This window comes from Listeria sp. MAN/IMW/UF555 (assembly GCF_058684075.1).
Genome location: NZ_JBZWZS010000004.1, coordinates 1 through 25,754, shown reverse-complemented (window position 1 = coordinate 25,754; position 25,754 = coordinate 1). Strand labels below are relative to the sequence as shown.

The 25,754-nt window shown below is 37.8% G+C and carries 29 protein-coding genes; 13 read left to right on the top strand and 16 right to left on the bottom strand.

The features are described from left to right. The first annotated feature begins 13 nt into the window (after window positions 1-13). The 3 genes from AC4PG8_RS12275 to AC4PG8_RS12265 all read left to right on the top strand — a co-directional run bounded on the left by AC4PG8_RS12275 (window position 14) and on the right by AC4PG8_RS12265 (window position 1,018). Complete coding sequence (locus AC4PG8_RS12275) at window positions 14-196, top strand: hypothetical protein (protein WP_492170410.1); 183 nt, start codon at window positions 14-16, stop codon at window positions 194-196. A 240-nt stretch (window positions 197-436) separates the two neighbouring features. Then, the gene (locus tag AC4PG8_RS12270; RefSeq protein ID WP_003768177.1) at window positions 437-763 is read left to right on the top strand and encodes a YuzD family protein; all 327 of its coding nucleotides are present in this window, start codon (window positions 437-439) and stop codon (window positions 761-763) included. A 21-nt stretch (window positions 764-784) separates the two neighbouring features. Continuing rightward, entirely contained in the window at window positions 785-1,018 is a 234-nt protein-coding gene (locus AC4PG8_RS12265; RefSeq protein ID WP_003725587.1) for a YuzB family protein, read from the top strand. 45 nt (window positions 1,019-1,063) lie between these two features. On the opposite strand, the gene AC4PG8_RS12260 is transcribed toward AC4PG8_RS12265, so the two are convergent. After that, complete coding sequence (locus AC4PG8_RS12260) at window positions 1,064-1,693, bottom strand: SDR family oxidoreductase (protein ID WP_010991218.1); 630 nt, start codon at window positions 1,691-1,693, stop codon at window positions 1,064-1,066. Between the two features lie 87 nt (window positions 1,694-1,780). Further along, complete coding sequence (locus AC4PG8_RS12255) at window positions 1,781-2,776, bottom strand: NAD(P)/FAD-dependent oxidoreductase (protein ID WP_003763767.1); 996 nt, start codon at window positions 2,774-2,776, stop codon at window positions 1,781-1,783. Window positions 2,777-3,226: 450 nt separating this feature from the next. On the opposite strand from AC4PG8_RS12255, the gene AC4PG8_RS12250 reads away from it, so the two are divergent. Together AC4PG8_RS12250 and AC4PG8_RS12245 are read left to right on the top strand one after the other, a co-directional pair. Continuing rightward, a complete protein-coding gene (locus tag AC4PG8_RS12250; RefSeq protein WP_003769108.1) occupies window positions 3,227-4,438 on the top strand; it encodes an NAD(P)/FAD-dependent oxidoreductase in 1,212 nt (403 codons plus the stop codon). 84 nt (window positions 4,439-4,522) lie between these two features. Further along, window positions 4,523-5,341: a YwqG family protein gene (locus tag AC4PG8_RS12245; protein ID WP_492170409.1), complete on the top strand. Its 819-nt coding sequence runs from the start codon at window positions 4,523-4,525 to the stop codon at window positions 5,339-5,341. Window positions 5,342-5,374: 33 nt separating this feature from the next. Here AC4PG8_RS12245 and AC4PG8_RS12240 read toward each other — a convergent pair whose 3' ends face one another. After that, entirely contained in the window at window positions 5,375-5,848 is a 474-nt protein-coding gene (locus AC4PG8_RS12240) for a divergent PAP2 family protein (RefSeq protein WP_003763760.1), read from the bottom strand. Between the two features lie 127 nt (window positions 5,849-5,975). Here AC4PG8_RS12240 and menI point away from each other — a divergent pair, with 127 nt between their 5' ends. Further along, complete coding sequence (gene menI, locus AC4PG8_RS12235; RefSeq protein ID WP_003763757.1) at window positions 5,976-6,347, top strand: 1,4-dihydroxy-2-naphthoyl-CoA hydrolase MenI; 372 nt, start codon at window positions 5,976-5,978, stop codon at window positions 6,345-6,347. Between the two features lie 44 nt (window positions 6,348-6,391). Here menI and mnhG read toward each other — a convergent pair whose 3' ends face one another. From mnhG to AC4PG8_RS12195, 8 genes are all read right to left on the bottom strand, one after another. Next, a complete protein-coding gene (mnhG, locus tag AC4PG8_RS12230; protein WP_010991214.1) occupies window positions 6,392-6,985 on the bottom strand; it encodes a monovalent cation/H(+) antiporter subunit G in 594 nt (197 codons plus the stop codon). Continuing rightward, a complete protein-coding gene (locus tag AC4PG8_RS12225; RefSeq protein ID WP_003722409.1) occupies window positions 6,969-7,256 on the bottom strand; it encodes a Na(+)/H(+) antiporter subunit F1 in 288 nt (95 codons plus the stop codon). The genes mnhG and AC4PG8_RS12225 overlap by 17 nt, the downstream gene beginning before the upstream one ends. Then, the gene (locus AC4PG8_RS12220; protein ID WP_003768160.1) at window positions 7,253-7,732 is read right to left on the bottom strand and encodes a Na+/H+ antiporter subunit E; all 480 of its coding nucleotides are present in this window, start codon (window positions 7,730-7,732) and stop codon (window positions 7,253-7,255) included. Before AC4PG8_RS12220 ends, AC4PG8_RS12225 begins: the two co-directional genes overlap by 4 nt. A 6-nt stretch (window positions 7,733-7,738) precedes the next feature. Further along, window positions 7,739-9,223 carry a Na+/H+ antiporter subunit D gene (locus tag AC4PG8_RS12215; protein ID WP_072218538.1) on the bottom strand — a complete coding sequence of 495 codons (1,485 nt, stop codon included), beginning with the start codon at window positions 9,221-9,223 and terminating at the stop codon, window positions 7,739-7,741. After that, complete coding sequence (locus AC4PG8_RS12210; protein WP_003763750.1) at window positions 9,216-9,563, bottom strand: Na(+)/H(+) antiporter subunit C; 348 nt, start codon at window positions 9,561-9,563, stop codon at window positions 9,216-9,218. The genes AC4PG8_RS12215 and AC4PG8_RS12210 overlap by 8 nt, the downstream gene beginning before the upstream one ends. Next, window positions 9,563-9,988 (bottom strand): Na(+)/H(+) antiporter subunit B, encoded by a 426-nt coding sequence (locus AC4PG8_RS12205; RefSeq protein WP_003769105.1) that lies wholly within the window; start codon window positions 9,986-9,988, stop codon window positions 9,563-9,565. The genes AC4PG8_RS12210 and AC4PG8_RS12205 overlap by 1 nt, the downstream gene beginning before the upstream one ends. Further along, window positions 9,972-12,380, bottom strand: a complete 2,409-nt coding sequence (locus AC4PG8_RS12200) for a Na+/H+ antiporter subunit A (RefSeq protein WP_492170408.1) — start codon at window positions 12,378-12,380, stop codon at window positions 9,972-9,974. Before AC4PG8_RS12200 ends, AC4PG8_RS12205 begins: the two co-directional genes overlap by 17 nt. A 344-nt stretch (window positions 12,381-12,724) precedes the next feature. Continuing rightward, on the bottom strand, window positions 12,725-14,005 hold the full coding sequence (locus AC4PG8_RS12195) for a lmo2377 family MFS transporter (RefSeq protein ID WP_481277488.1): 1,281 nt from the start codon (window positions 14,003-14,005) through the stop codon (window positions 12,725-12,727). A 162-nt stretch (window positions 14,006-14,167) separates the two neighbouring features. Here AC4PG8_RS12195 and AC4PG8_RS12190 point away from each other — a divergent pair, with 162 nt between their 5' ends. Next, window positions 14,168-14,752 (top strand): peptidylprolyl isomerase, encoded by a 585-nt coding sequence (locus tag AC4PG8_RS12190; RefSeq protein WP_003726864.1) that lies wholly within the window; start codon window positions 14,168-14,170, stop codon window positions 14,750-14,752. Between the two features lie 40 nt (window positions 14,753-14,792). Here the strand turns inward: AC4PG8_RS12190 and AC4PG8_RS12185 are convergent, their stop codons facing one another. Then, the gene (locus AC4PG8_RS12185) at window positions 14,793-16,514 is read right to left on the bottom strand and encodes an ABC transporter substrate-binding protein (protein ID WP_492170407.1); all 1,722 of its coding nucleotides are present in this window, start codon (window positions 16,512-16,514) and stop codon (window positions 14,793-14,795) included. 156 nt (window positions 16,515-16,670) lie between these two features. Between AC4PG8_RS12185 and AC4PG8_RS12180 the strand changes: the two genes are divergently transcribed. After that, a complete protein-coding gene (locus tag AC4PG8_RS12180) occupies window positions 16,671-17,066 on the top strand; it encodes a hypothetical protein (protein ID WP_185539386.1) in 396 nt (131 codons plus the stop codon). Window positions 17,067-17,110: 44 nt separating this feature from the next. On the opposite strand, the gene AC4PG8_RS12175 is transcribed toward AC4PG8_RS12180, so the two are convergent. Further along, window positions 17,111-18,472 carry an aspartate kinase gene (locus AC4PG8_RS12175; protein WP_492170406.1) on the bottom strand — a complete coding sequence of 454 codons (1,362 nt, stop codon included), beginning with the start codon at window positions 18,470-18,472 and terminating at the stop codon, window positions 17,111-17,113. Window positions 18,473-18,715: 243 nt separating this feature from the next. On the opposite strand from AC4PG8_RS12175, the gene AC4PG8_RS12170 reads away from it, so the two are divergent. Further along, window positions 18,716-19,030 carry a PTS sugar transporter subunit IIB gene (locus tag AC4PG8_RS12170; RefSeq protein WP_003763736.1) on the top strand — a complete coding sequence of 105 codons (315 nt, stop codon included), beginning with the start codon at window positions 18,716-18,718 and terminating at the stop codon, window positions 19,028-19,030. Window positions 19,031-19,072: 42 nt separating this feature from the next. Here the strand turns inward: AC4PG8_RS12170 and AC4PG8_RS12165 are convergent, their stop codons facing one another. The 3 genes from AC4PG8_RS12165 to AC4PG8_RS12155 form a co-directional block, all read right to left on the bottom strand. Beyond that, entirely contained in the window at window positions 19,073-19,753 is a 681-nt protein-coding gene (locus AC4PG8_RS12165; RefSeq protein WP_003763734.1) for an ABC transporter ATP-binding protein, read from the bottom strand. Further along, window positions 19,753-20,856, bottom strand: a complete 1,104-nt coding sequence (locus AC4PG8_RS12160; protein WP_003728416.1) for an ABC transporter permease — start codon at window positions 20,854-20,856, stop codon at window positions 19,753-19,755. Before AC4PG8_RS12160 ends, AC4PG8_RS12165 begins: the two co-directional genes overlap by 1 nt. Before the next feature lie 138 nt (window positions 20,857-20,994). Further along, on the bottom strand, window positions 20,995-22,161 hold the full coding sequence (locus AC4PG8_RS12155; RefSeq protein WP_185590637.1) for a MalY/PatB family protein: 1,167 nt from the start codon (window positions 22,159-22,161) through the stop codon (window positions 20,995-20,997). A 153-nt stretch (window positions 22,162-22,314) separates the two neighbouring features. On the opposite strand from AC4PG8_RS12155, the gene yugI reads away from it, so the two are divergent. The 4 genes from yugI (at window position 22,315) to AC4PG8_RS12135 (ending at window position 25,543) form a co-directional block, all read left to right on the top strand. Continuing rightward, window positions 22,315-22,668: a S1 domain-containing post-transcriptional regulator GSP13 gene (yugI, locus tag AC4PG8_RS12150; protein WP_003763730.1), complete on the top strand. Its 354-nt coding sequence runs from the start codon at window positions 22,315-22,317 to the stop codon at window positions 22,666-22,668. A 149-nt stretch (window positions 22,669-22,817) separates the two neighbouring features. After that, window positions 22,818-23,225: an NUDIX hydrolase gene (locus AC4PG8_RS12145; RefSeq protein WP_003763729.1), complete on the top strand. Its 408-nt coding sequence runs from the start codon at window positions 22,818-22,820 to the stop codon at window positions 23,223-23,225. Window positions 23,226-23,327: 102 nt separating this feature from the next. Then, window positions 23,328-24,680: a glucose-6-phosphate isomerase gene (locus tag AC4PG8_RS12140; protein ID WP_160464750.1), complete on the top strand. Its 1,353-nt coding sequence runs from the start codon at window positions 23,328-23,330 to the stop codon at window positions 24,678-24,680. Window positions 24,681-24,784: 104 nt separating this feature from the next. Beyond that, on the top strand, window positions 24,785-25,543 hold the full coding sequence (locus tag AC4PG8_RS12135) for a DeoR/GlpR family DNA-binding transcription regulator (protein WP_003722392.1): 759 nt from the start codon (window positions 24,785-24,787) through the stop codon (window positions 25,541-25,543). Window positions 25,544-25,754 lie beyond the last annotated feature (211 nt).

Genomic DNA, 25,754 nt, shown 5'->3' with positions numbered 1-25,754 from the left:
GGGAGGGAAGTTTTTGTGTGGAGGGCGCACTTTACTGGAAGGATTACATGCTCGCTTTGCTCGTATGCATATTTGGCCCGTAACTCGCTTTGCTTCGAACGGGCCAAACAAAAACACGTTCCTAAGGCTCAGAAAGGAACGTGCTCTTTCAACTGGTAAGGTTGAAAGACAATTGGGTTGCGCGCCCAATTGTTAAAGGGAGTGTTACTTATATGTTGACCGTGAAATCACGGGTACAACCTAGAGATAGTTTATCATGCTAATACACTACTGCTTTAAAGATTTGCAATGTATTGGAAATATTATAATATATCTAGAAATTTGTGTCAATTCATATCTTTATAAAAATTCATAAAGTTTAATAGTTATGCTAAATGAGACAGCTTAGTCGCTTTTTGGGGTAGGTTTTTGTACAATGATAGTGAGGTGAAGCATGATGGTAAATGAAGCGAAATTATATGTATATGGTTCAACGACTATTTGTGCGAGTTGTGTCGGAGCACCGTCCTCGAAAGAAACAGAGGAATGGCTTCGAGCTGCGATTGGTCGGAAGTTTTCAGGACAGCCTTTTGTAGTGGAATATGTAGATATTTTTAATCCGCCAAATGAAGCGGCTTTAGCAGATATGGCGAATAAGATTGTTGATGAAGATTATATGTATCCAGTCATTGTGGTTGACGGTGAAATTATCGCGGAAGGCAATCCTCGGTTGAAAGATATTTATCAAGTAATGACCGACCGTGGTTACTTGGCAACGATGTAACAGTCTAGGAGGCAAGTAGAAATGAATCCGATTGTGGAATTTTGCGTTAATAATTTGGCGAGCGGGGCAGATGCGGCGTTTGCGAAATTAGATGCGGATGATAGTTTAGACGTGATTGAATATGATTGTCTGACATATTGTGATTTATGCGCGACAAGTTTGTTTGCTCTAGTGGACGGAGAAGTGGTTCGCGGAGAAACAGCGGAGGAATTGGTTGCGAATATATATACATTTTTGGAAGAAAATCCGTTTTAATATAGAAAAAAGCGATGAGCGCGTAATCTGGCTCATCGCTTTTTATTAATCAAAAAATTGGCTGATTGGTGTTTCGCCGCTTTCGATAGTATAGGTTTTATAGTAGCTGGATTTCTCAGTTAAAGCCTCACTAATAAAGTTTGCAACATCTGCGCGAGGAATGTTTGTTTTAGGTTTTCCTGAGACTTCTGAGATCTTACCTGTAGCCGGATCGTCTGAAAGGCCGACTGGTCGCACAATGGTGTAATCTAGACCGCTTCGTTTGAGTTCGTCATCGGCGGCTTTTTTTGCTTTTAAATAGTGGACGAGAGATTCAGGACCGCTTTCTGGGTCATCTGCGCCGTAAGAGCTAACAATGATAAAACGACGTACACCTTTTTCTTTGGCAGTTTCGATTGCTTTAATGGCGCCGTTTTGGTCAATATTAATTGTTTCTGATGCAGGCGTATGACCACCTGAGCCAGCTGTAAAAATAACCGCTTCAATTTCATCATAGGCATAGTGGAAATCTTTTTTTAAATCGGCAATTATTGGTTTTGCGCCAAGTTTTTCAAGTTCACTTACTTGTTCTGCTTTTCTAACCATTGCTCGGACGAAAAAGCCTTTTTCCATGGCGAGTTTTTCTACTAAAAGACGGCCGATTTTGCCATTTGCGCCAATTACGAGTACATTCATTGCTAATCTCCTCCTAAAAAATATCTACAAAGAACTTTTCCCGGTGAGTAAAAAATAAAACCACAAGTTGCCTCGTGGTTTTTGCTGTTATTCAAATAAAGATGTGGAATGCATTGGTTGCACTCGGGTTTTTGGATCAATGAAATTCATTGCGTTATTTACGGCAGTCGGCGCTTCACCAAATCCTGTCGCAATTAGTTTTACTTTACCATCATAAGTACAAATGTCACCAGCACAGTAAATCCCTGGGATATTTGTTTCCATTTTGGAATTCACGATAATCGAGTTGCGTTCTAGCTCTAAGCCCCAGTTTTTAATAGGTCCGAGCGAGGAAACGAAACCGTAGTTAATAATGAAATCGTCAATCTCTAGCGTTTCTGTCGTATCACCTTTGACTTCTTGAAGCGTAATATGTGTTAATTTATCACCATTACCAAGAACTTCTGTTGGAATAAATGGAGTTTTAATCGCAATGGATGACTTTTCTAAATTGTTAACGCTATGTTCGTGCGCGCGAAAAGCGTTACGTCTATGAACGATTGAAACAGAGCTTGCCACTTTTTCAAGCATTAGCGCCCAGTCAACCGCAGAATCCCCGCCACCACAAACAGCAACGCGGCGACCGGAAAAGCGACTAAGATCATTAATGAAATAATGAATGTTTTTTCCTTCGTATTGTTCAGCTTCCGGAAGATCTAAACGTCTTGGTTCAAATGCTCCGTTACCAGCAGTAATAATGATTGCTTTACTATAATGTGTATCTTTCTTCGTGATGATTTCAAATGTGCCATCGACTTGCTTTTCAACGCTTTGAACTGCTTCTTCAAGCGCAACTGTCGGATCAAATGGTTTCATTTGTTGTATTAAATTATTAACGAGTTCCTGTGCGCGAACAGAAGGATAGCCTGGAATGTCATAAATATACTTCTCAGGATAAAGCGTTGAAAGTTGTCCACCTAATTGCGGTAAACTTTCTATTATTTTCACACTCGCATTGCGCATTCCGGCATAAAAAGCAGCGAATAGCCCAACCGGTCCACCACCAATGATCGTGATATCATAAATTTTTGTTTTTTCATCCAAAATACATCACCCCCTAGTTCCTAATTTCCCTATGAAATAGCTAAAGTTGCAATAAGCATATTTTAGCATATATTTTTGAAAAAGAATGTTTACGGGATTGTGGTATTAAAAAATCCGGAAAAATGAACTAGACCAATTACCACTCAAATAAAAGATTTTTACGAAAACCAAGTCATCTCAGAGGTTTATTGTGAAAAAAATCATATACCACTCTAACCTTACCGCTAAGAAGCATAAACCCTTGAGTTCGCTTCCTTGAAAATGCAAGTTAAAAAGTCTATGATATAGTTTGTAAGCTGTGAAAGAGGGAATATAATTGGTACTTACCAGTTCCGCTTTTTTCACTGGTTGCAGTAGATTTTTAGCGCAATCTACATAGGTGCAGTAAGAAATTCTTAATGCAATTTTTTTTGTGAAGAAAAATATAAGGGAAAGTAGATGTGATAACAGATGAGTAAACCAAAAATTGTCATTCTCGGAGCAGGATACGGGGGACTAAAAACTTTACGTAAGTTACAACAAAGAAACTTGGATGCCGAAATCGTTCTAGTGAATAAGAATGACTACCACCACGAAACGACTTGGTTACATGAAGCAGCAGCTGGAACAATTGAGCCAGAAAAACTAATGTATCCATTAGACAAAGTCGTTAACAATACAAAAACGACATTTATCCAAGATACTGTAGTAAAAATTAATAAAGACGAAAAAACAGTCACACTAGATGCAAATGGCGATATCAGCTATGACTATTTATTGATTGGACTTGGGTCAGAAGCAGAAACATTTGGAATCAGTGGTTTGAAAGAATATGCCTTCACTATTACAAGTGTAGAATCCGTTAAAAAAATCCGTGCGCACATTGAAGCGCAATTTGCTAAATGGAAAACAGATCCACGCGATGAATTATTAACAATTATCGTTGGTGGCGCTGGCTTTACTGGAATTGAGTTTCTTGGGGAATTAACTAATCGCATTCCAGAACTAGTGAAAGAGTACGATGTGCCACGCGAAAAAGTGCGCATTTATTGTATGGAAGCAGCTCCAAAAGTATTACCACAATTTGATGCGAAACTCGTTGATTATGGTGTTGGTGTACTAGAAGATCGCGGCGTAGAATTCCATGTTGGTAAACCAGTCAAAGAAGCTACAGCTGACGGCGTTAAATATGCTGAAAGTGAAACAGAAGTACGCGAAATTAAAGCAGCGACAATTATTTGGGCTGCCGGAGTTCGTGGTAACAGTGTTATTGAAGCGTCTGGTTTTGAAGCTGGTCGTGGTCGTGTGAAAGTAAACAACAATTTAACCGTTCCTGGTAATGAAGAAATTTTAATTGTTGGTGACTGCTCACTAATCATCAACCCTGCAAACGATCGTCCATTCCCGCCAACTGCTCAAATTGCAATGCAACAAGCAGATGTGGCTGCAGTGAACTTAGCTAAATTAGTTAAAGGCGAAACAGATCTACAAGACTTTGTTTATCATGAAAAAGGAACAGTTTGCTCACTAGGTGATAACGACGCAATCGGTGTTGTTTTCGGCAAAAACCTAAAAGGCTACCCAGCTTCCGTTATGAAAAAAGTTATTGATGACCGTGCGCTATTACTAATTGGTGGTTCAGGCGTCTTGGCAAGTAAAGGTAAATTCAAATTCTATAAATAAAAAGTCAAGAAGCGCTGTATCTGCTTTTGTCAGATATGGCGCTTTTTTCATGGTATAATTAGAAAAAAAGAAAGAAGGTAAGTCATGGAACAACTTTTTGATATACTTCCAAGTGAATGGGCCGAACGCTTTTTGGAAACAGAAAAAGAGCGCATCGAAATACATTTTAAAGAAGCGGGCACGCTATCATTACTTCAAAGTAAAGCTGGTGGACGCGGTTATTTGCCTAAAGAACAAGGTTATCCTGTAACGGAAGAAGGGAAGCCGCTTTCTCTTTTGGCACAAATTAATTTTTCGGAAATGCCGCAAATGGAAAATTATCCAGAATTTGGCTTGCTTGCTTTTTATGTAGATTATCAAGATGATTTATATGGACTTAATTTTGAAAATCCTACTAGCCAGGAAGGTTTTCGGGTGTTTTTCTTTGATGACTTAGGGAGCGAGAGCCTGTCCAAAGAAGAACAAGATGCGTTTTTTGAAGATGTAGCGAAAACAGATTTTTATCCAGTTGTGAATGGAGAATTTAAAATAACTGGTCAAGTATCGGATCAAATTTTACTACAAGATAGCTTTGATTTTGAAAATGAGTTTGGTAATAATTTTTATGAGTTAGCTGATCAGATTTTTGCTGATGAGGAAGATAAGGCTGATGAGCTATACAATCTAGCAAATGAAGGCAGTCAGCTCGGCGGGTATCCGTTCTTCACGCAAGAAGATCCGCGTATGTATGCAGAAAATCCCCATCACGACACGCTTTTATTCCAATTAGCTTCCGAAGATTTTGACGATAACAGAATGGCGATTATGTGGGGCGACTGCGGTGTTGCGAACTTCTTCATTAATAAACAAGATTTAATCAATCGAGACTTTTCTAACATTATGTATAACTGGGATTGCTCATGAAAAAAAGCTGACTACAATGAGTCAGCTTTTTATTTACATAAATATTTCTAAAATAAATCCAATCGCTATCCCGGTCAAAGCCCCAAAGAAAACTTCCATCGGTTTATGGCCGAGTAATTCTTTTAAATGCTTCGTTTTCTCTTCTTGTTCAGGTGCCGCTAGCCCTTTTGCATGCTCCACGAAGTCTTGGAAATCTGTTACTAATTTGTTTAAAACAACTGCTTGTTCACCGGCTTGTCTTCTAACGCCAGTCGCATCGAACATCACGATAATACCAAATACAACAGCAATCGCGAAATAAGGTGAATCTAGCCCGTATTCAATTGCGAGTGTTGTCATTAGTGCAGTAACCGCAGCCGAGTGAGAGCTAGGCATACCACCAGTGGAAAACATTAGTCCGAGGTTAAACTTCCGGTAAACTAATATATGAATCGGCACTTTTACCACTTGAGCAAACACTATCGCAATAATAGATGCAATTAATGGTGTATTCGTAAATATCGACATCAAATCTCTCCTGTCAAAAAGTCTATTCTTATTTTACCACAATGAGCTTATTAAAAACCTTTTCTAGAATTTTTCTTCTAACTCTTATATAATAAAGTATAAATCAAATTCGGAAAGAAGGGAACATATGGGACTCCAAGAAACTATTGGCATTGAAATTGTTTCAGTAGAAAAAGGAAAAGCAGTCGTTCAGTTAGAAGTAACAGAAAAAGTTCATCAACCATTTGGCTATTTGCATGGCGGAGTTTCTGTTGTTTTGGCAGAACATGCTGCGAGTATTGGTGCTGCGAAATCAATTGAACCTGATGAAATCGTCTTTGGTTTAGAAATTAACGCCAACCACCTTGCTTCAAAACAAGAAGGATTAGTAACAGCAACCGCGGAAGCAATCCACCTTGGCAGAAGTACCCAAGTCTGGGAAATTAAAATCACTGACGAAACGGAAAAACTAATTTGTATTAGCAGATGTACTATAGCAGTTAAAAAGAAACGAAAATAAAAAGCATGGCAGAGGTCAATTGATGAACTCTCGCCATGCTTATTTTATTTCTCTGATTCATCTTCGTCTGAATCAGTTTCACTTTCATCTTGTTCGATGATTTCATGCTCGGAATCATCCGACTGTTCTTCAATCGTTTGTTCCTCGCGTTCGCGTTCTTGCTCTTCTTGATCTTCACGCTCATCGATTTTTTCTTCGCGTCGTTCCCATTCCATTCGTTCTTCCAATTCTTCTCGTTCTTGTCGCGCTTTTTCAATTTGTTCTTGGCGAATAATAAGGCTTTTCTTTTTCTTGATGTCGTCTTTTTTCACCGAACGCAATTGGTCACGAATTCGAATAGCTAGCGGCACACCAGTATCATAAGCGGCCCGGTTAATAAGGTGGGAAGCTACTGGAGTCGTTAAGAAAATAAACAGCACTGCCAGAAGCACTCGTGCATTAAAACCTTCACCTGAGTGGAAAAAATAACCAACCGTTGCAAAAAGAAGCAAGCTAACGCCAAATGTATTACTAATCCCAGCAGCATGTGTTCTTGTATAAACATCCGGTAGTCTGATAACACCAATTGCCGCCAGAATACTAAGCAAGCCACCAATTAAAATCATAATAGAAATAATAATCTCAATTATCACGTTCACGGTCAATCACCTTCCCTTTCTCAATAAATTTAGCAAAGGAAACCGTCCCAATAAAGGCAAGGAGCGCAATAAGTAATATAACATCTAAAAAGGCATGGGTGTCATAAAACATTGAAAGGAGGGCAACAATTGCCACTAAATTCATGCCAATAGAATCAAGCGCCACGACTTTATCAGAAGTAGTTGGTCCTTTTAAAATACGGTAAAGATATAAGAAGGTAGAAATCGAATAAAGAAGTAAACCAATGGATAAAGCTATTTGAATAATCATCCGTGGAACACCTCCATAATCGCACCTTCATAAGATTTACGAATCGTCGCAATTTCTTCTTCGATATTCGGAACGTGCAGTGAATGAACATAGATTGCTTTATAATCATCTGAAATATCAATCGAAAGTGTACCAGGAGTTAATGTAATTAATAACGCAAGCATAGTTACTTCCCAGTCAGTTTCAAGTGTTGTATCGTATCTGAAAATCCCCGGACGAATGTTCATATCTTTCTTCAAAACAATTCGACTTACATGAACCGTTGAAACTATTAAATCATGTAAGAAACGGAAAACTAGTTTAACGAGGGCAAATAACCGGAAAAGGTAAAATCTTGACCCAAGAAAGCGTCGCATAAATAAAAGCAAAAATATCCCGATAATAAAGCCAATGATAAATGTCGCAAAACTAAATGATGACTCAAGAAACATCCACAAACAAGCAAGTATTATATTAAGAATAAGTTGAAAAGCCATCTTTTATCACTCCTTTATCACCGCATCGATATAAACAGAAGGGTCAACAAGTGGGTCAACCGCCTGTTCAATAAACGGATAGATTGCGTTACTAAACACGCCATAACCAATAGAAATTGCAAGTAGAATAACTACAGGTACGAGCATTTTTTTATACGGAATTTGTAGATTGAATACGCCTTTTTTCTCGCCCCAAAAACCTCTTGTAAAGACTTTGATTAAAGACATAAGGACGAATAAACTTGATAATAAAATGAGTATCCCGCCAACAATTTGACCAGCTGAGAAAGCTCCTTCGACTATCAAAAGTTTTCCGATAAATCCGCTAAGAGGTGGAATCCCTGAAAGGCCTAATGTGGCAATAAAGAAAATCCAACCAAGTGACGGCTTCACGCTCATTAAGCCACTGAATTTTTTCACGCTAGAGTAACCAGTAATCGCCATCACAATCCCAACAATGAGGAAGAGTGCGGCTTTGATTATCATATCGTGAATCAAGTAAAATACGGCACCAGTCATCGATTCGCGTGTCATAATCGAAACGCTAAATAGTATCACGCCAATCGCAATCATAATATTGTAAATCACAATTGTTTTCATATCATAATAACTAATTGCCCCTATAACGCCAAGGATAATCGTCACAATCGCGAGTATTCCAAGTAACGGAACAACAAAGTCAGTTAGTGAACTGAAAAATAGTGTATACGTTCGAATAATTGCGTAAACACCAACCTTTGTCAGAAGCCCGCCAAATAAAGCGAGAACTGGGATTGGTGGAGCAAAGTAAGATCCCGGAAGCCAGAAATAAAGCGGGAAGAGTCCTGCTTTTAGTCCGAATACAAACAAGAATAAAACTGCGACAACGCTTATCATTCCAGTATTCGCACCATTTAAGTCCGTAATTTTTTGTGAAATATCTGCCATGTTGAGTGTTCCAATCATCGAATAAAGCAGCGCAATCGCTACAACGAAAAATCCAGACCCAACCACATTTATCAGTAAATATTTAATCGTTGCTTTCAGTTGAACTTGGGTCCCTCCAATGACAAGAAGTACATAAGATGCCATCAACATTACTTCAAAGAACACAAACATATTGAAAATATCACCAGTTAAAAACGAACCATTCACCCCAACAATCATAAAGAGAATCGCTGGGTAATAAAGAAATTTCTCACGCGGTTTCCCAATTGTATAAAAGGAATAAAGTATCACGCAGAAAAGGATAATACTAGTCGTTGCCGTAAGTAAAATCGCAAGCATATCGCCAACCATCGTAATCCCAAAAGGAGCAGCCCAGTTACCAATATTCACAGTTGTGATACCATTTTCTCGAATGTAAAACACAAGTCCAAGTGTCGCCACAACCAGAATACCACTAAATATCAGGGCGAAAACTCGTTGAACGATGACCCGTTTTGGCAGTAGCATTAACGTAATTGCTCCAAGGAAAGGAATCAATATCGGCATTAAAATTAAATTATTCATCATCGGCTTCATGTCCTCTCGTCTTGGATACACTCTCGCTATCAAGCTCCTGATACGCTCTATAAGCAAGAACAAGGAAAAAGGCAGTTACACCAAAGCTTATAACAATCGCAGTTAAAATAAGTGCTTGTGGAAGGGGATCATTGTATGTTCCAGATCCCGGTGTACCAAGAATCGGTACGCGACCTTTTTTCAGTCCACCCATCGTTAGTACAAGTAAATTGACGCCATGACTTAGGACAGCTGTTCCAATGATAATTCGTAACAAACTTTTAGAGAGAATTAAGTAGACAGCAGCTGCAAAAATCAAGCCGATTAATATAGACATTAATAGTTCCATCAGTCACTCTCCCCAATCGTTTGAATTATCGTAAGTGTTACACCGACAACAACTAAGTAAACGCCAAGGTCAAACAAAGTCGCCGTGTGTAACGCAGTATCTCCTAAAATGGGCAAATCAACATGACCAAACTTATGTGTTAAGAAAGGATCACCCGTAAAAATCCCAATCATTCCTGTACCTAGAGCAAAAACAAGGCCGACACCAGTGAGCATAATTGTATTGATATTAAGCATACTAGCGACTGTTTTTGTATCATAAGCAAGTAATGTTAACGTAATTGCGCCAGCTGTTGTAAGCCCGGCCACAAACCCGCCACCTGGATTATAATGCCCTGCGAAGAAGAGGTGAAGCGAGAATAAGAAAATAATGAAAGCTACTACTTTCGTTACATTTCTCAGTAGAACATCATTCGTTTTCATCATTCTCACCTCGTTTCGTCAGTCGTAATTTAATCATCGCGTATATACCAATCGCGGCAATTGACAGAACAGCGGTTTCGAACATCGTATCAAAACCACGGAAATCAACCAAGATAACATTAACAATATTTCGTCCCGCCGCTTCCACGTAAGCATTATCGACATAGTATTTCGAAATTGAGTCATAAAAAGTCGTATTATACGCTGAAAGGGAAACCAGTGTAATAATCACACCAACCCCAATACTCAATATCGTCTTCATTGAAAACCATTTCGGCTTTTCCTCAATATTACTAAACTGAGGAAGATGATAAAACACAAGTAGGTAAAGCACAACGGAAATAGTTTCAATAATAAGCTGCGTCAAAGCAAGGTCAGGAGCTCTTGAAATAACAAAGAAAATACTGATCGTGTAACCCATCGCTCCAAGTAAAATAATCGAAGTGATACGTGACTTGGAAAAGACAATCCCAACCAAAGTCACTAAAATAACAGCAGCTAATACAAAATCAACAACCGTTACTTTCGTCATACTCGAAAAGTTGAAATCAAGTGCATTCGTGAAAATCATTACCGAAGCCATCATTAAAATAAAGGCCGATAACATATAGTTTAAGTAAGTTCGTAGCCAACCAGTCATAATAAACATCGTCATCCGATACGAACCTTGTTCTAAATAATACATCCCATTATCATATGTTTTGCCAATTCGAAGTGCTTTTGGAACCCGAGTAGTAATCCAAGGTTTCCAGTATTTATGTGTAAGGAACAAGCCAATACCAACTGCGACAACCCCGAAAGTCATCAATAAAGCTGGTGTAAATCCGTGCCATAAACCAATATGAATAGAAAAATCAGTAGCAAGTCCTGGAACAATCGCTCTTACAGCAGGTTCCAAAATCGGCTCTGCAATTAAATTAGGGAAAAGCCCAATCCCTACCACAAAAATTGATAAAATAATTGGTGGCAACAGTAGTCCAAACGGAGCTTCATGTGGCTTTTTAGGAAGTAAGTATGGCTTCAGTTTTCCAGTAAATGTTTTAAAGAAGATAATCATGCTATAAACAAACGTAAATACGCTAGCAACCCAAGCAACAACAGGAAGCAGAACGCCCCAAGTACTTGCGTCAAACAATTGCAATTGCGTAATATTTACCATGCTTTCAAAAAACATTTCTTTACTTAGAAATCCGTTAAATGGTGGAATACCAGCCATCGCAAATGTTCCGATAAATGCAATCGTTGCTGTAATAGGCATAATTCGCATCAATCCGCCAAGTCGTCTAATATCTCGCGTGCCGGTTTCGTGATCGACAATCCCAACCATCATAAACAAGCTTCCTTTAAATGTCGCATGATTAAACAGATGGAAGACAGCCGCTACAATCGCCATCACATAAATATCATCACTTAGCGTGTCAAAATGAAGCGAGGCCGCTCCAACACCAAGAAGTGACATAATAAGTCCAAGTTGACTAATTGTCGAGTAAGCCAAAATCGCTTTTAAATCGTTTTTCTTTGTGGCATTCAGTGAACCCCAGAAAAGGGTCGTAATCCCAACGAGTGATACCGTCCAAAACCAGACACCCGAACTTGCGAACAGCGGCGTAAAGCGAGCTACAATATAAATCCCAGCTTTTACCATCGTAGCAGAGTGAAGGTAGGCACTAACCGGAGTAGGTGCTTCCATTGCGTCAGGTAGCCAAATATGAAATGGTACTTGCGCAGATTTCGTAAATGCCCCGAGCAATACAAGAATCATTGCGGGAATGAATAAACTATTATTACTGATCACGTCCGCGTTACTAATAATCTCGCGAATGGAGTAAGAATCGCTCATAATATAAAGCAAAATAAACCCGCCGAGCATCATTAGTCCACCGAAGACTGTAATCATCATCGATTTACGAGCACCGTACCTTGAACGCTCACGATGATACCAGTACCCAATCAATAAGAACGAACTAATCGAAGTTAATTCCCAGAAAAGATAGAGGACAATCAAGTTATCACTTAGGACAACCCCAAGCATTGCCGTCATAAAAATAAATAAAAATGTATAGAAATTGCTAAGTCGTTCTTTCTTTTTCCCTAAATAATAAATAGAGTAAAATGTAACGAGTGAACCAATTCCAGTAATAAGTAGCGCAAACAGTAAACTTAGCCCATCTACTACTACTGTAAAATTAATCCCAAGTCGCGGAATCCAAGGCATTGAAACAATCGTTGCCCCGTCCATCGTTTTGGGAATAAATGTTAAGAAGTAAATAAACAAAATCACTGGAATCGGAAGTACTAACCAGCCAGTATGAACTTGTTTAGTCCACCGGTAAAAAAGTGGAATTAGCAGTGCCACAATAAATGGCAGAACAATTGCTAGATGAAGAAATGACAATATCGGCTCCTCCTCGAAGAATTTTTATACGGAAACTCATCCTGGAAATGTGAAAATAAGAACAGGAAATCATTATTTTTTAAGCAAGTACTTACATTTAATGAAACATAGCTCTAACTAACATTTTAAAAAATTGCGCTAACTCATCAAATTTCAACAACCTTACTATTCACGAAGTACCCAAATAAACGCCGTACTTTTTATATTTTTTATTATAACATACTTTTTTATCTGAAAAAAAGGCAGGAAACTTAACTTTATAAATCAATTTACGCAATGTTAAAAAACAATTAAATAGGAAGAACAAAAAAACAAACCTAAGAAAAAACTTAGGTTTGCAAAGATTAATCAACATTAACTTGCCGTTTTCGGTCAGAATGAAGGGCGTAAAGTAGAATGAAAAACGCGACAAGAAACATAAAACTCATAAATAAGAAAACACTTGGAATACCTGTAAAACCAGCAAGTGTTCCACCAAGAATAGGTCCAATAACATTTCCTAAGAAGCGAGCACTCTGGTTATATCCAAGCATTTCTCCTTGCATAACTCCAGGCGCCGCAAGCCGAATATAGGCTGTCGTACAAGGAACCATTCCACCAATTGCGATACCGAATAAAAAGCGGAAGAAGATAAACACCCACAGATTTGTCGCGAATGCTTGTGGAATAACGAAAACCGCCGCCATAATCAATAGGATATTTAAAATTTTCTCATACCCATATTTATCGCCAAGCTGTCCCCATTTTCGCGTCATCACCAAGTTCCCAAACCCCGTCGCAGAAAAGGCTAACCCCGATAAAAACGCAATATTATCTGATTTCGTCATATCTCCAACATACAGTGCGAGAAGCGGTTGCACACTAAAATTCGCTATTTGAATAAGAGCAGTAATAACCATCACAGTAAAAAGTACTCGTAGCGTAAAAATTTGTTTTAACACCGCACGACGAGAATACACTACTTTGGCAGCTTCTTTTTGTTCTTCAGTCCGAATTTCTTTTACACCAAAAGCAACAAGCAGTGCCGCAACCATCATCGCAATCCCAGTAATTGTAAAAGTGTCTTTAAAACCAAATAAATCCGCCATCGCACCACCAATAAGTGGCCCAAAAAGCATCCCAGTAACCCCGCCAAGTTGCAGCGTACCAAGAATTTTCCCAGCTTCATTACGAGGAGTTTGCCTTGCAATAAAGGCATTACTAACGCCAATAAAGCCAGTTACAACCCCCATGAAAATCCGCAATATCAGTAAATAGGTGACAGAATGCGCAAATCCCATCAAAAAAATACAAACTGATAAACCAACCGAAGTCAGAATCAAAATCCCTTTATAACCGTGCTTATCACCAATACGACCCCAAATCGGCGAAAAGATAAACGCAACTAAAAATGTCACGCCAAAAATATAACCGGCCCACCTTTGGACGTAGGCATTGCTATAATCGCCAAATGTTTCAATGTAAAGAGATAAAAAGGGCATAATCATTGTCATACTGGCTGACATCAGCAGGTTGGCCAGCATTAAGATGTATAAATTCCGTGTTCGAGTTGTCATAAAAGAATCATCTCTATTCGTATTATTGTTAAAACTGTCCTTTTCATTATAGAATAAAAGATAGTGAATGAAAAATAAAGTGAAGGATGTGCATTTTTGGTTAAAAAAATTGTCATTTGGGTTTCAGCTGTTATACTAGTACTGTATCTGATTGCTGTCGTTGTTAATTTGCTTATTATTTGGCTACGTTAGTAAACAATAAATTTAAACAAAAGAAGGAGTTTTTACAATATGACATACCCACAATTATCAAAAGAAGTGGCACCTAATGAAATCGAAGCAGAAATGATTACAAACCGAGGAACTATCCGCATCAAACTGTTCCCTGAAATTGCACCAAAAACAGTAGAAAACTTTGTTACACATTCCAAAAACGGCTACTATGATGGCCTTATTTTCCACCGTGTTATTCCTGAATTCATGATCCAAGGTGGCGACCCAGACGGCCGCGGTACTGGTGGCGAAAGTATTTGGGGCGAATCTTTTGAAGATGAATTCTCTACAGAAGCTTTCAACTTACGCGGAGCTCTATCAATGGCAAACGCTGGTCCAAACACAAACGGCAGCCAATTCTTCATCGTTCAAAAACCAGATATGCCTGCTGACATGCTTGGCCAAATGGAACAAGCTGGCTTCCCAGTAGAAATTATCGAAGCTTACAAACAAGGCGGAACACCATGGTTAGACGGCCGCCACACAGTTTTCGGTCACGTAATCGAAGGCATGGACGTAGTAGACGAAATCGCCAACCTACCAACTGGCATGCAAGACAAACCAGTTAATGACGTTGTGATTGAGAAAATTAATATTAAATAATGAATGAAGAGCACTTTCTATGAAAGTGCTCTTTTTGTATTCACCACCACAATTTACCTAAAGCAATATTGCCATTACTATCAAATTCAACTCCATTGATGAAAGTGTGAATATTATAGTGCTTTAAAGGATGATAAAGATATATAAGTATATTTTCCCGCTTTATATAATCTTCAATTTGATTGATTAAGGTTGTTTTTTGTTCAAAGGAGACAGCTGCTCTATATTCTTCCGTGAGCGAAACTATAGTAGCGGTTTGCTCTGTATTGATAAATCGCTGAAAGAGTAAAGTTTTATTTAATAAAAAATCGAGATAACCTAATTCAACATCAGTAACGGGCACATCCATAGCTAAGGCTATATCCGCATCAACTAAAATCTTTTCTTTGAAAAAATCATCGTCAAATGTATATGTTATTATTTCTATTTTTAATTTAAACATCGCCGCGCGTTCTTTAAACCATAACGCTTCTTGAATGAGTCTAGGATGATTAAAAACTGCTAAATTTAAAGGCTTATCTATGTAGCTTGAGACATCGGAAGGAGTTACTAATGGTTTGTTTTGTACGGGTTCCAGCGATTTCGAAAGTTCATAAAAATAACTGTAAGCCGCTGGGATGCTAGCTTGATATAACTCAGATACAAAATCAGCTACATTAAAGATTAATTTTAAATAATTTATCAAAAGCATATCTGTAGGATTTTGTTTGTTTTTATTGAAAATTAAATAAGCTACTCCGGACCGAGCTACTTCAATAGGCTTAACACCATCATTATTGAGCTGAATGTATTTTTCTTGAGGAACAATTAACCATTTTTTGAAATTTGAATTTATCAGCCAGAATTCTACCCCATCAATTAATGGATGCTCTTTAAAATATTTTGAAAAACTTTTTAAGTAAACATAATTATTCTTGCTTTCCACAAGCATAAAAGGACCGCAACCGATAAGCTTTTTGCTATTTGAATTCGCAGGTCTGATTACAAGCGAATAATGAGTTACCAACTTTAAAAATGATGGCTCTGGTTTTCTAAAGATAAAGTGAACAATATTTTCAGATTCCGAGTAAGCTTTTTCTAAATTAGAGAGTAGCCATTTACCGGTACTACTTTTCGCAGCTTCCTCAAATGTAAAAAGAACATCGCTGCCAATTACTTTTTTCTCATTATGGAAAAAGATGTTTCTTCTAATATTAAAAGTCCATTTTGTGAAATCCTCAGTATGAGACCAATCAATTGCGACGGAAGAGGTGAATGTATCTTCTTCTTCATTGTAGTCAACTAACGTATTGCTGATTTGCTTGATTAAGGAAGCTTCAAAGTGCAAAGAAACTAAATTAGGGTCTAATACCTCGATTTTTCTGTTAATTACAAACCTAAGAACATTATTTCCATTCTCACTGCCATGATTAAAAAGGGCGTGTATTTCATCTAAGAAAGGAGTAAACCATTCTTGAGGTATGGACAATTGAGAAAGTTGAAGTGCAAACTTAATGTCCTTATTTTCAATGCAATTAGTTAATACCTCGTGAACTTCTGAATAAAAATCATTATGGAAAATAATAGTTGATAAATTACCTCTGCCATTTCCAGGAATATACTTTATTAAATTGTTTTCTTCATATTTTTGTAGCTTTTTTTTAGCATTTTTCTTGGAGTAATACCAAGCTTCAGCGAGTTTACCTAAACTAAAATGAACAATATTTTCTTTTTCATTTTCATGAAGTATAGATCTTAATTCAAAATAATTCGGATCTCTCAAATAGTTCACTTCCTAACTTATAAAATAATACTCTCATTATATTCTTGTTTGAATGTTGATACATATGATTACTAAGGAGAACTTTGTTTTTATAGGAGTGGTATGGTATCTTTTATACAAGAATTTGAATATCATATGGAGAAGGTGGACAAAATAATAGAGCAATCTAAACCTATAAAAATAAACCAACAAATAATTTATGGGAGAGACAAGATTTGGTTAAATGGTCTACAACAAAATGATAATGTCCTTACGCTTCTGCTTGAAATTGACTTCGAAACTAGAAGCAGTCAACTGAATTTAATTTTCTCTGGATTATTATTCTACTCATCCACCGAACTCGACACCTACGAAAAAAGCAAATGGAGTACGAGTTGGTTAACAAGTCAGAGCAATTTTGAAATAATCGAGCAGTCTAATTTAATCCATGAACGAGTGAAAATAAGAAATGATTATAACGTTCAAGATTTTAAGCATTACCGCGTTAGTACTTATGATTATATTATTGATATAATCGCCAAAGACCACCAATTAGAAGAAGCAAATAAATAACAAAAAACAAGTTTCTCATCAATCAGGATGAAAAACTTGTTTTTTTAGACTAAGACTTCTGAAAAGAATTCATTGTATAGTGCGCGAACGGCCGCATCTTCTTGTTCTTCCTTCACACCAAACATAATACTTACCTCAGAGGAACCTTGATTAATCATTTCAATATTCACTTTCGCGTCGGATAAAGCTTTCGAAGCACGCGAGGTTATTCCAACATTATGGCGCATAGCTTCACCAACGACCATAATCAGGGAGATACCATGTTGCATAATCACTTGATCGGCATTTAATTCTTCTTTTAACCGCGTCATAATCGTCCGCTCTGTATCCTCACCAAATTGATTTTCACGAATAATAATCGTTAAATCATCAATCCCAGACGGCATATGTTCATAGTTCAACCCAGCATCTTCCAGAATTTGCAGCACTTTCCGTCCAAAGCCAATTTCCCGGTTCATCAAATATTTACTAATATAAATGCTACAAAAGCCATCATCACTAGCAATGCCAACGACAGGACCATTATTGTTTTCGCGTTCATGAACGACACGTGTACCACAAGAATCAGGGTTGTTTGTGTTTTTAATATGCACAGGAATACCCGCATGGAACGCCGGAATCAGTGCTTCATCATGAAAAACAGAAAAGCCTGCATAAGAAAGTTCGCGCATTTCCCGGTAAGTCAGTTCAAGAACTTTCTTCGGATTTTTCACAATAGCGGGATTGACCGCATACACTGCATCAACATCAGTAAAGTTCTCGTATAACTCAGCTTGAGCCCCGTTTGCGACAATCGCTCCAGTAATATCAGAGCCACTGCGAGAAAATGTACTGATTTCACCGTCTTTCGTATAACCGAAAAATCCTGGGAAAACAATAATACCTTCTCGCTCTCGAAGCGCAAATAAACGGTCATAAGACTCAGGAAGAACTTGGGCGCTAGCATGTTCATCCGTCACAAATAACCCGGCATCTTTTGGATTAACATAGTTGGCGTTTAAGCCTTTAAATTTAAAATAAGCAGCGATTAATTTCGCATTATTGTCTTCTCCACTAGCCTTCATTCGATCTAAAAATTTATCTGGATCGCTTTTATCAGACGAAATAGTCTTTTGTAAGTCGGCGCGAATTTGTGTGATAATCCCGTCATCCATTCCTGTATCAAGGGCAATGCCAGCATATCTCGCAATGACGGCTTCAAATAGTTCACTCGTATCTTCGCCTAGAAGTGCTTTTGCCGCACAATCAATAAGTAAATCGGTCACTTTTGTATCGTCCTTGAAACGCTTTCCAGGTGCAGAAACAACGACGATTTTTCGTTCAGAATCCTCCGCTACAAGTTGGAAAACCTTATTTAATTGAATCCCTGATGCTAAAGAGCTTCCGCCAAATTTAATTACTTTCATGCAACACACTCCTGATCTGAATTTTTATCTCCCGAAACTGTTGTATTTGAATGATGCGAAATTTTCTGAGCTTTCGGATAAAGTTATTGTCTATTATCGCTCTTTTTACGTGAAATCGCAATGTTTTTTCGCATTTTTAATAATTTTATCTTGGCACCAGTAGTTTACTTGTTTAAAAAGCTAAAGGTAGTTATAATAAGAGTGTACAAAAAAAGCAGCCTTAATCTGAAAGGAAAGATTACGATGAAAAATATTGTTTTAGTATGTGCGGCAGGGATGTCAACAAGCCTTTTAGTAACAAAAATGCGTAAAGCAGCTGAAGATCGTGGAGAAACATGCGAAATCGAAGCATACTCCATTGCTGAAGTAAGTAACTTAATCGATGATGCAGATGTAGTACTTTTAGGACCACAAGTACGTTATCAGAAAAAAACAGTTGATGAACTAGCTGCTGGGAAAATTCCAGTAGATGTTATCGACATGGCAGCTTATGGTACAATGAACGGTGAAAAAGTACTCGGTCAAGCATTAGATTTAATTGATGGGTTCCAAAAATAAACAGTAAAAAAACCTGTGTGGCAGTTAAGCCACGCAGGTTTTTTAGCTTTCTTGGGTAAGTATTCCGTCTTCCATACGATACACATGGTTCACTAAATCTAACATACGTTCATCGTGTGTAACCATAATCGCAGTTCGACTCGTTTGAACAACCTCGTTTCGGATGAGCTCCACAACTTCACGACTTCTTTCTGTGTCAAGACTTGCAGTTGGTTCATCGGCTAAAATAACGGAAGGTTGGTTGATAAGTGCTCGCGCAATAGCGACACGTTGCTTTTGCCCACCAGATAGATCTTTTGGATAGAAATTTGCGCGATCGCTAATTCCAAGTTGGCTTAGAAGGGAAGCGGTATCTTTTTCAAGTTCCGCCGCGCTTTTCCCAGCCATTTTTCCAATAAAGCTGATTTGATCTTTTACGTGTAAATAAGGAACTAAGTGAGCAGCTTGGAAAATAAAGCCAATTTCTTCTAAACGAAGAGCTGTTTGTTCTTTAGAAGATAAGTTTCCGACTGACTTGCCGTTTATGGAAATTGTTCCGCCAGTTGGTGTTAATAGCGCTCCGGCAAGAGAAAGTAGCGTACTTTTGCCAGAACCACTTGGACCAACGATGGCGATTAATTCTCCTTTTTTCGCTTCGAAATTGGTTTCCTTCAGTGCATGAATAATTGAAGGGCCAGACGGGTAATCTTTGTATACATTTTCAAAAGATAATAGAGTTTCCATTATTCATCACCTCCTCGAATAGCATCTAATGCATCTACTTTAGCGATTCGTCTAAGTGATAAAAGAGCACCAAATAGAGCAACTAAGAAGAATAGGCCACTATAAAGCGCAATCGTCATTGGACTCAATCTAAATGGCATAGCTGCTGGCATAATACTTGGAAGCAGCAATGTTACACCGACACTAATTAAAATACTAATAATCGAAATAATCACCACTTGAGTAATAATGCTCTTCACTAAGTAACTAGTTTTCGTTCCAAGTGCTTTCAAAATACCAAATTGCGTTGTTTTTTGGAGCGTCATTACATAGAAGAATGCTGTTAAAATAAATCCGCCAATAATGATTAGGAAGAAAATCATCATGTTAAGCGTCATTTGTTCCGCGGAATAACCTGGAATTTGATTTAAGAAACCTTTATGATCAATCGTTGTTAAATCTTTATCCGAAAGGGTTACGCCTTTATCAGGATTCTCTGTTTTAATCGCAATAGTACTTGTTTGCGGGATTTTTTGGTGATATAAAACAGGGTTAATCTCTTGCCAAGTCGCGATATTAATATAAACAACGGGAGCATGGCTATACTTTTGATTTTCCGTAAAGCCGACAACCGTTAATTCTCTATTTAAAATATCATCCATTAAAACATCGCCAATTTTGATTCCGTCTGATTTCAAGGAAGAATCGACGACGATTTCGTCAGGCTTTGTCACTTGTATGTTAGCTCCATCAGAAATTTTGGGAGCGAGAAAGCTATCTGGTTGAATACCGAAAAGTGCGACGCTAAACTTTTTATCGTCACTTTCCCGTTTTAACGTTTGCATAGATTGTCCGAGAACCGCAGCATCCTTCACGTTCGCATCTTTTTTCACGTCAGCGAGTTTGGATTCTGGGAACTGAGATCTAGATAATTTGTCTTGGGCGTCTTTGCTGAGAACATAATATGGAACCCCGTTATCTGCTACAGATGAAGCATTATCATAAGCAAGCCCGTTTGCCAGCCCAGATAAAATAAGTGATAGTAACATAATTAAGACCATGATGCCTGTTACTAAAATATAGCGCAACTTAGAATAAACTAATTCACGAAGCCCTAAAAACATCGGTTATACCAACTCCTTTAAATTTATGTAAACGGAAAATGAACACTATTTCACTTTCCAAAGAATAGTATACCAAAGCTATATTCAATTTCCTAAAAAAAGAAACTAAGTATTTGCTACTTAGTTTCCCATAATAAACTATTTTTTTAAGCCTTGAATCAGAAGTTTTACACCTTTTTCTAATGTTTCTTTTGGACAAGCAATGTTGAGGCGGACAAAACCTTTACCTGAATGACCAAATCCAGAACCCATTTGGACACCAACGCCGGCTTCGATTAAATCAGTATAAATCGTTTTCTCATCTTTAGGAAGCGCGCGGCAATCAAGCCACATCAAGTAAGTTGCCTCTAAGTCCGTTACGCCAACTTCTGGTACTTCTTTTTCGATTGCATCCTTTACATATTCATAATTACGATAAATATATTCTTTTAGTTCGTTTAACCAAGCAGCGCCATCCCTGTAGGCAGCTTCAGTACCAACAATCCCAAAAACATTAAGCCCGTTAGTTGTAGCATATTTTTGCTCCGCGGCGAATTTTGCTTGGTAGTCTTTATTCGTAATAATATAGTAGGAAGCTTTAATAGCAGCTAAATTAAATGTTTTTGTAGCAGCCATCAAAGTGATAATTTGATCTTTATAAAATGGCGCAGCAACCATCATTGGTACATGTTTATGATTTTTCATCACTAAATCAGCGTGAATTTCATCTGAAACAATCGGAATTTGGTATTTTTCACACAGATTAGCAAGTTCCACTAGTTCTTCTTTCGTGAAACAACGACCACCAGGGTTTTGCGGATTACATAGAAGGAATAATTTTACATTTTCTTCTTTCATACGTTTTTCCAAATCATTAAAATCCATTCGATATTGGTGGTTTTCATATATGAGCGGGGACATAACTACTTTTCGTTCTGTAGCTTTGGTTACGTTGAAAAATGGCGGATAAATCGGCGAAACCATTAGAACAGCGTCACCTTCACTTGTTAACGAACGAATTGCTAGCGAAATAGTTGGAACAACAGCCCCGTTGAAAAACAAAGTGCTCGGATCAATTTCAAATTGGTGTTGTTCTTTATTCCAATCAATAACAGCTTCGACAAGTGCCGCTGATTTTGTAGAATAACCAAAAATCCCGTGATCGATTTGACGCTGGAATGCATCAAGTACTGGCTGCGGCGCACGAAAATCCATATCAGCTACCCACATTGGAATAATATCTTTTCTGCCAAATAATTCTTCTGCCCCATCCCACTTTTCTGAATTAGTTCCAATCCGCGGAATGACTTCATCAAATTGACTCAATTATGTCACGCTCCTTCTCTTTCATTCGACTCAATTATAGCATAAATTTCACCTTTAAAGCTCACCATACAAGGATTTAGAATAATTGTTAAAGTTTCGCCTAAGTGTTATAATTTATAAAATATTGTAAGGTTGAAAGTAGGTGGAATGAGGATGAGTACATTCAAGGTGGGAGAAGTAGTTTCTGGGAAAATTGCCGGAATTCAAAGCTACGGTGCATTTGTAGCATTAGATAATTCTACACAAGGCTTAGTTCATATTTCAGAAATAACACATGGTTTTGTAAAAGATATCCATGATTTTCTAGAAGTTGGCCAAGAGGTAAAAGTAAAAATACTCGACATTGATGAAGAAAAAAACAAAATCAGTCTTTCTATTAGAGCGACTGAAGAAGCACCAAAAGAACAACCGGCTAAGAAAAAAACCGTATCATCTGGCGAAAATGATGAAGGTTTCAACACATTACGAGATAAATTAGAAGAATGGATTAAAAAAGCAGATAAATAAAAATCTCCATCAGCTTGGTATAATGCCCTTTTCGGGATAAATTGCTAGGCTGATAAATTTAATTGACTAAAATTTTAGAAAAAGGGAATAGTTAGTAGTAATTTTCAATTTATTCATTTGTATAAAATAGTCAAAAAAGGGGGATTTACGTGAAAAGATCTATTCATGTGCAAGCATTTGTGTACAACGAGAAGAAAGATGAGATATTAATAGTTAGAAACCGCAATTTAGCTTGGACTTTTCCAGGAGGACATGTCGAAACAGACCAAACGATGGAAGAAGCACTCGCAAGTAAAGTAAAAGAACAAACAAATATTGATATAGAAATAGAGTCAATTTTACATTGCAAAGAGCGCCGTGCTACATGGGAACACGTTTGTACATTTGTTTTTCGAGCAAAACCAGTTGGTGAGATGGCGACTTTTTCAAACGACGACAATGTCTTCCGAGTAAAATGGATACCAATTCCACTTGCTGACGATCTATTACCTATAGACCAATTATCTTTAAATGAACTAGTCAGAAGCGAGGGAGTCTTATATGAAAACTATACCTAATTTTTCAAAAAGGCTTAAATTTCACAAGGTCTATCCTTGCTAAAAAGCATTGATTGATATAAAGTTAATAAAGAAACTTTTTTAAAATTTGGAGGGAAAACAATGACACATATTAAATTTGATTATTCCAAAGCGCTCCGTTTTTTTGAAGAACGCGAACTTGATTATCTTGAACCAGCAGTAAAAGCAGCTCATGATTCATTACATAATGGTACAGGTGCTGGTAGTGACGCGCTTGGTTGGATTAACTTACCAACAGATTACGACAAAGAAGAATTTGCTCGTATCAAAAAAGCAACAGAAAAAATCCACAACGATTCTGAAGTATTAATCGTTATCGGTATCGGTGGTTCTTACCTCGGGGCACGTGCTGCAATCGAAACTTTAAATCATTCCTTCTATAATGTACTTGAAAAAGGTGCGCGTAAAACACCTCAAGTATTCTTTGCAGGAAATAGCATTAGTTCCTCTTACTTACATGACTTAATCGAAGTAGTTGGCGACCGCGACTTCTCTGTTAACGTTATTTCTAAATCCGGAACAACTACAGAGCCAGCAATCGCTTTCCGTGTTTTCAAAGAACTTCTAATCAAAAAATACGGCGAAGAAGGTGCGAAAAAACGCATTTACGCTACAACTGATAAAGCAAAAGGGGCTCTAAAAACATTAGCTGACAACGAAGGCTACGAAACATTTGTAGTTCCAGATGACGTTGGTGGACGTTTCTCCGTTTTAACTGCAGTAGGTTTACTTCCAATCGCAGTGAGTGGTGTGGATATTGATGCACTTATGAACGGAGCAGCAGCAGCAAGCAAAGATTTCGACAAACCTGAACTGAAAAATAACATTGCATACCAATACGCAGCAGCTCGTAACGTTCTTTACCGTAAAGGAAAAGTAACTGAACTTCTAATCAGCTACGAACCAGGTTTACAATATTTCAACGAATGGTGGAAACAATTATTCGGCGAAAGTGAAGGTAAAGACAAAAAAGGAATTTACCCATCGAGCGCTAACTTCTCTACAGATTTACATTCTATCGGTCAATATATCCAAGACGGCCGTCGTAACCTTTTTGAAACAGTTATCAAAGTGGACAAACCACGCCACAATTTAACTATCAATAAAGAAGAAGTAGATTTAGATGGCTTAAATTACCTTGCTGGTGAAACAGTTGATTTCGTTAATACAAAAGCATTCGAAGGAACTCTTTTAGCACATACAGACGGCGAAGTTCCAAACTTTGTTGTAGAAGTACCAGAACTAGATGCCTATACTTTCGGCTACCTAGTATACTTCTTTGAAAAAGCTGTAGCAATCAGTGGTTACCTAAATGGCGTAAATCCATTTGACCAACCAGGAGTAGAAGCATATAAAGCCAACATGTTCGCATTACTTGGCAAACCAGGCTTCGAAGACAAAAAAGCAGAACTAGAAAAACGCTTAAACGATTAATTTTCATTTCCAAACCTTGGGGCCAATCGCTCCAAGGTTTTTTGATTGTTTGCGATTTTTTTCTATTGGAGTTACCATATAGTTAAACAAAAGGAGGGGAAGAAGTGCTATCTATCGAACGTAAACGCGCCATTGTCCAATATGTCAAAAGCCGAAAAATAGCAACCGTTAGCGAACTAGCTAAACATTTTGAAGTTCACGAAGCAACCATTCGCCGCGATTTAACATCACTTGAAAAAGACAAAAAACTAAAAAGAACCCATGGCGGAGTTATGATAGAAGAAAAAGTAGTTTCTGAACCTAACTGGAAAAAACGTAGTGAAGTGCGCTATGAAGAAAAACAACGCATCGCTACATTAGCAGCAACAATGGTTAAAGACGGGGACACAATCATCCTAGACGCCGGAACAACAACCGGTCATATCGCAACAGCGTTAAAAGACCGCTCCAAATTAACCGTAATAACAAATGATATTAACGTAGCTTCCATAATGCGCTTTTCCCCATCCAAGGTAATCGTGACAGGCGGCGTCATTTATCCAGAAACATTCATTCTTAACGGTATGATTACGAGCGGAACCTTACAGAGTATTCACGTACATAAAGCCTTCGTAACCACACCAGCTCTTGATATTGATAAGGGATTAATGCACTACGACGAATACCTAATCCCAGCTAAACAACAAATGCTCCACTCAGCCGATGAAGTAATCCTAGTAACAGATCACACCAAGTTTGGCCGCATCTCCTTATACAAATACGCAGCCCTAGATGAAATATCTTCTATCATCACTGGAAAAGAAATAGATCCAGTCTTGAAAGAACAATTTGAAGAAAAAGGAATGCAAATTTATACAACATAAAGCCTTTTAGTTTTGACTAAAAAACATTGTCCTAACATCAATTTATACACTAAATTAATCTTTTTTCATCTTTATTTAAAAAATTTTGTAAAAAGTATTGACGAAAGGCAAAAATCTTGGTATATTTATAAACGTTGCTGATACGGACAAACGCTTTAGCAGCAAAAGAAACTGACCTTTGAAAACTGAACAAAAAAGAAGACGAAAAGCA